The 496-nt window shown below is 69.8% G+C and carries 1 protein-coding gene; it reads left to right on the top strand.

Going from position 1 to position 496, the window contains the following annotated elements; translation table 11 throughout:
- Nucleotides 1–15 precede the first annotated feature (15 nt).
- A partial coding sequence (locus tag BYZ73_RS21715; protein WP_181498176.1) for a hypothetical protein occupies nt 16–496 on the top strand: 481 nt, incomplete at its 3' end.

Raw genomic sequence — 496 nt, 5'->3', positions numbered from 1 at the left:
ATGGGGCCGGAGCTGATGCGGCTCCGGATGGAGGAGCTCGGCGCCCGGATGAAGGCGATCTGGGGCGAGGTCATGGTCTATCTGCAGGAGAAGTGGTCGGGGTTCCTGGCGCGCTTTGCCGATCTGCCGGACATCCTGCCCGGGGCGGCGGCGCTGAAGGAGGCGGCCGAGGGCGCGGCCGAGGGGCTGGCGGCGGCGAAAGAGGCCGCAGCGGCAGCGGGCGACGAGGCCAAACGGCTGAAGCGTGAGGCCAATGGCGTGGCCGATGCGATGATCCGCACGCCGCTGGCCTCGATGGCCGCGCTGAAAGAGACGCTGGCCGGGGTCTCGGACGAGGCGGGCAATACCGCGACCAGCCTCGCGCGGATCGGCGAGGCGGCCGATGACGGCGCCGGGATCGACAAGCTGAAGACGACGACGAAGGATCTGGCCGACACCGCGAAGGAGACCGGCGACAGCTTCAAGACCTTCTTCAAGGATCTGGCCAAGGGCTCGG

Source organism: Rhodovulum viride, from assembly GCF_003265965.1.
In the GTDB taxonomy this organism is placed as follows: domain Bacteria; phylum Pseudomonadota; class Alphaproteobacteria; order Rhodobacterales; family Rhodobacteraceae; genus Rhodovulum; species Rhodovulum kholense.
The sequence above is the reverse complement of the archived record's forward strand: the minus strand, read 5'-3'. Positions and strand labels throughout refer to the sequence as shown.